This window comes from Burkholderia sp. Cy-637, from assembly GCF_011753175.1.
Taxonomy (GTDB): domain Bacteria; phylum Pseudomonadota; class Gammaproteobacteria; order Burkholderiales; family Burkholderiaceae; genus Burkholderia; species Burkholderia gladioli.
Genome location: NZ_VWWC01000309.1, coordinates 1 through 3,774, shown reverse-complemented (window position 1 = coordinate 3,774; position 3,774 = coordinate 1). Strand labels below are relative to the sequence as shown.

At 70.2% G+C, this 3,774-nt stretch carries 6 protein-coding genes; 5 read left to right on the top strand and 1 reads right to left on the bottom strand.

Annotated elements, in window-relative coordinates; all coding sequences use genetic code 11:
* The 5 genes from F3J10_RS34805 to F3J10_RS34785 all read left to right on the top strand — a co-directional run.
* On the top strand, window positions 1–1,181 hold a 1,181-nt coding region (locus F3J10_RS34805; RefSeq protein ID WP_167243978.1), incomplete at its 5' end, for a thioredoxin family protein.
* Window positions 1,182–1,630: 449 nt separating this feature from the next.
* Window positions 1,631–1,864: a DUF4148 domain-containing protein gene (locus F3J10_RS34800; RefSeq protein ID WP_166916883.1), complete on the top strand. Its 234-nt coding sequence runs from the start codon at window positions 1,631–1,633 to the stop codon at window positions 1,862–1,864.
* Between the two features lie 75 nt (window positions 1,865–1,939).
* Window positions 1,940–2,164, top strand: a complete 225-nt coding sequence (locus tag F3J10_RS34795) for a DUF4148 domain-containing protein (RefSeq protein WP_167243977.1) — start codon at window positions 1,940–1,942, stop codon at window positions 2,162–2,164.
* A 75-nt stretch (window positions 2,165–2,239) separates the two neighbouring features.
* Entirely contained in the window at window positions 2,240–2,473 is a 234-nt protein-coding gene (locus tag F3J10_RS34790) for a DUF4148 domain-containing protein (RefSeq protein WP_025097897.1), read from the top strand.
* 56 nt (window positions 2,474–2,529) lie between these two features.
* Window positions 2,530–2,817: a hypothetical protein gene (locus tag F3J10_RS34785; protein ID WP_025097896.1), complete on the top strand. Its 288-nt coding sequence runs from the start codon at window positions 2,530–2,532 to the stop codon at window positions 2,815–2,817.
* Window positions 2,818–3,010: 193 nt separating this feature from the next.
* Here F3J10_RS34785 and F3J10_RS34780 read toward each other — a convergent pair.
* A partial coding sequence (locus F3J10_RS34780; protein WP_166916877.1) for an ATP-binding protein occupies window positions 3,011–3,774 on the bottom strand: 764 nt, incomplete at its 5' end.

Sequence of the window (3,774 nt, the reverse complement as noted above, 5' to 3'; positions counted from 1 at the left end):
GCCTGCGTCGCGCGACGGGCGCGGCGGTGCTGCTCGCGGCCGGCGCGATCGCGCTCGGCTTCGATACGCAGGCGCTCGCGCAACTGCCCAGCACGCCCACCAGCGGGCTCGAGACGCGCCTGGTGGGCCTGCTCGGCAAGCGCGGCGCCGACGACCAGGGCAAGGCCACGCGCCAGACGCCGCCGGCGGCGCCGGCTTTGGCGCCGATCCGCCTGCGCGACGAGGGCGAGCTGCCGATGCTCGACGGCGCGAGCGGCTGGCTCGATTCGCCGCCGCTCACGCGCGATGCCTTGCGCGGCAAGGTGGTGGTGGTCAACTTCTGGACCTATTCCTGCATCAACTGCCTGCGCACGCTGCCCTACCTGAAGACCTGGGCCGAGCGCTACGGCAAGGACGGCCTGGTGGTGATCGGCGTGCACACGCCCGAGTTCGGCTTCGAGCGCGATCCCGGCAACGTGCGCCGCGCGCTGAAGGACCTCGGCATCCATTACCCGGTCGCGACCGACAACGACTACCGGATCTGGCAGGCATTCGACAACCAGTACTGGCCGGCCTTCTATATCGCCGACGCGAACGGCCGGATCCGCTTCCACCACTTCGGCGAGGGCGGCTACGACGACGCCGAGCGCGCGATCCGGCAGTTGCTGGCCGACGCCGGCCACGGCATGCCGGCGGCCGACGGCGGCGCGCCGGTGGCGACCGGCGCCCTGGCACCGGCCGACCCCGACGACATCGGCTCGGAGGAAACCTACGTGGGCTACCGCCAGGCGCAGGGTTTCGCCTCGCCCGAGCCGGTGCGGCCCGACCACGACGCGGCCTACAGCACGCCGGCGCGGCTCACGCTCAATACCTTCGCCCTGGCCGGGCAGTGGAACGTGGGCGCTGAATCGGCGGTGGCGGCCGCGCCGGGCGCGCGCCTGAGCTACCGCTTCCACGCGCGCGACCTGCACCTGGTGCTCGGGCCCGGCGCCGACGGCAAACCGCTGCGCTTTCGCGTGAGCATCGACGGCGCGCCGCCCGGCGACGCGCATGGCGCCGATGTCGCCGCCGACGGCAGCGGCAGCATCGACGCCTCGCGCCTGTATCAACTGGTGCGCCAGCGCGGGCCGGTACGCGACCATACCTTCACGATCGAATTCCTCGATCCGGGCGCCAAGGCCTTCAGTTTCACCTTCGGTTGAGCGTGGCGCCGCCGGGGCCTGCCGGCGGCGGAAGGCAAAAACCCCGGATCGCCGGTCAGGCGATTCGGGGTTTCGTTCATATGGGGCGCCATAGCGGCCATGGCGGGCCATGGCGGGCCGTAGCGGGCCGTGACGGCCCTTGGCAGGCGAGCGCCTGCCCATGCCCTTCCGACAAGCCTCTCCACCGGCTTTCCCCGCTTTCGCAGCCCGGAAATACCGGGTCGGAATCCCCGCCGCCCCGAGATTTGTGTCGCAACGTATCCGCCCGCGTATCCGATACATGTGCTTGCAACAAACCCGGTTCGACGAAACACACGAGATACGTGCGCCGGTTGTAATGCTTTCACGCCGGACGCAAACGCAAACCGGCCAGTCACCCGGCCGGCAACGACCGGACGACGCGAAACCCCGACGCATCACCGACCACTGAACTGTTCCAGGAGAACACCATGAAAGTCTCGAAGATCGCCCTGTCGTTTGCCCTCGCCGCCTCGTTCGCCGCCGCTTCCTCGGCCTTCGCCTCGGTGCCCGCCCAATCGGCTCCGGCCCAGGGCACCGTGCAGACGCAAGTGTCCCGCGCGATGAACGCGCCGCTCACGCGCGCCGAAGTCCGCGCCCAGTTGATCGAAGCGCAGAAGGACGGCCAGCTCGCCGCCCTGCAGAACCTCTATCGCGGCGGCTGATCCTCACACAGTCACGCAGCATCACCCGACCTTCACTCAAGCACTGCCGAACACTCACTGAAACTGGAGAACACCATGAAAGCCTCGAAACTCGTCCTGTCGCTCGCCGTCGCCGCCCTGTCCGCCAGCGCCTTCGCCGCGATGCCCGCCCAATCGGCTCCGGCCCAGGACACCGTGCAAACGCAGGTCGCCCGCGCCATGAACCATCCGCTCACGCGCGCCGAAGTCCGCGCCCAGTTGATCGAGGCGCAGAAGGACGGCCAGCTCGCCGCCCTGCAGGACCTCTATCGCGGCAGCTGATCCGCACGCAGCCACGCAGCATCACCCGACCGTCACCCAAGCACTGCCGAACACTCACTGAAACTGGAGAACACCATGAAAGCCTCGAAACTCGTCCTGTCGCTCGCCGTCGCCGCCCTGTCCGCCACGGCAGCCAGCGCCTTCGCCGCGATGCCCGCCCAATCGGCCCCGGCCCAGGACAGCGTGCAAACGCAGGTCGCCCGCGCCATGAACCATCCGCTCACGCGCGCCGAAGTCCGCGCCCAGCTGGTCGAGGCGCAGAAGGACGGCCAGCTCGCCGCCTTGCAGGACCTCTATCGCGGCAGCTGAACGCCACGAACCAGCGATCGTCCACTCTCACACTCATCGACTCGAGGTAAAGCATCATGTTCAAGCCCTACCTGATCGCGGCGATCGTCGCCGCCGGTATCGCCGCGGCCCCGGCCGCCTTCGCCAGCGGCTACGGCCCGGCCCCGCACTACGACCCGCTCGCCGGCGCGCCGGCATCGCAGCGCGGGCAGAGCGCGCAGACGCTCCACGCCGAAGCGGCGCAATGGATGATGGACCAGGCCGATGTCGCGAAGACCTCGTATGGCGCCGAAGGCCATGCCGGCGCGGAATCGGGCGCGCGTCTCGTGCCGGTCGACACGGCCTCGCTGTATGCGCATCACTGACGGGCCCGGATCTCCGTCCCGGGATGTCGCTTCGCCAGGCAGCACGCGAAACGCCATGCCTTTCGTCATCGAGCAACACGGCGGTCGGCGCGGAACCCCGCGACGCCGCCGGCCGTCAGGCAATCAAGCGGTGCCTGCCGCTCTCGAGATGCAGTCGAATCGCCTCGACGCCACCGCCGCGCAACCCTCATCCTCAGGCGATCACCAGCGGCAGCCGCAAGGTGGCCTCGAGCCCGCCGCCACGACGATTGCGCAGTTGAAGATCGCCGCGCATCGCCTTCACCAGCCGGCGCGCGATCGCCAGGCCCAGGCCCGAACCCTTCGCCTTCGCGGCTGATTCCGGCGCGCGATACCAAGGTTCGAACACCGCCGCCAGTTGCGAAGGCGCGATGCCGGGCCCCGAATCGAGCACCGCGAGCACCAGGTGCTGGGCCTCCACGCGCACGCGCAGGCGCACGTCGGTGCCGTAGCGCAGCGCATTGTCGATCAGGTTCATCAGCACGCGGCGCAGCGCATGCGGGCAGGTGACGATCGGCCGGCCGACCCGGCCATCCAGTTCGACCACGCGCCCCGCGTCGTGATAATTGTCGACCAGCGTATCGAACATGCGATCCGCGTCGACCCGGCGCGGCGATTCGAGCCCGCCCGACTGGGTCCGCGCGCAGGCCAGGCTGGCCTCCACCAGTTCGTTCATCTCGGCGAGATCGCCGGCCATCGCATCGCGCATCGCCGTGTCGTCGAGCATCTCGCTGCGCAGGCCGATGCGCGTGAGCGGCGTGCGCAGGTCGTGCGCATAGGCGGCCTGCACCACCAGCAGCTCGGCCTCGCGCTCGGCCGCCTGCCGGCCGGTGCCGTTGATCGCCTCGATCAGCCGGTCGAGCGCCGCGCCGCCGTCGGGCGGCAAGGCCGCGCGCGTGCCCTCGCGGCACTGCCGCTCCAGCGCCGCGGCGAGCCGCG

Coding starts and splice junctions, on each gene's coding strand:
- F3J10_RS34785 (WP_025097896.1), top strand. CDS start 2,530: ATGTTCAAGCCCTACCTGATCGCGGCGATCGTCGCCGCCGGTATCGCC.
- F3J10_RS34800 (WP_166916883.1), top strand. CDS start 1,631: ATGAAAGTCTCGAAGATCGCCCTGTCGTTTGCCCTCGCCGCCTCGTTC.
- F3J10_RS34795 (WP_167243977.1), top strand. CDS start 1,940: ATGAAAGCCTCGAAACTCGTCCTGTCGCTCGCCGTCGCCGCCCTGTCC.
- F3J10_RS34790 (WP_025097897.1), top strand. CDS start 2,240: ATGAAAGCCTCGAAACTCGTCCTGTCGCTCGCCGTCGCCGCCCTGTCC.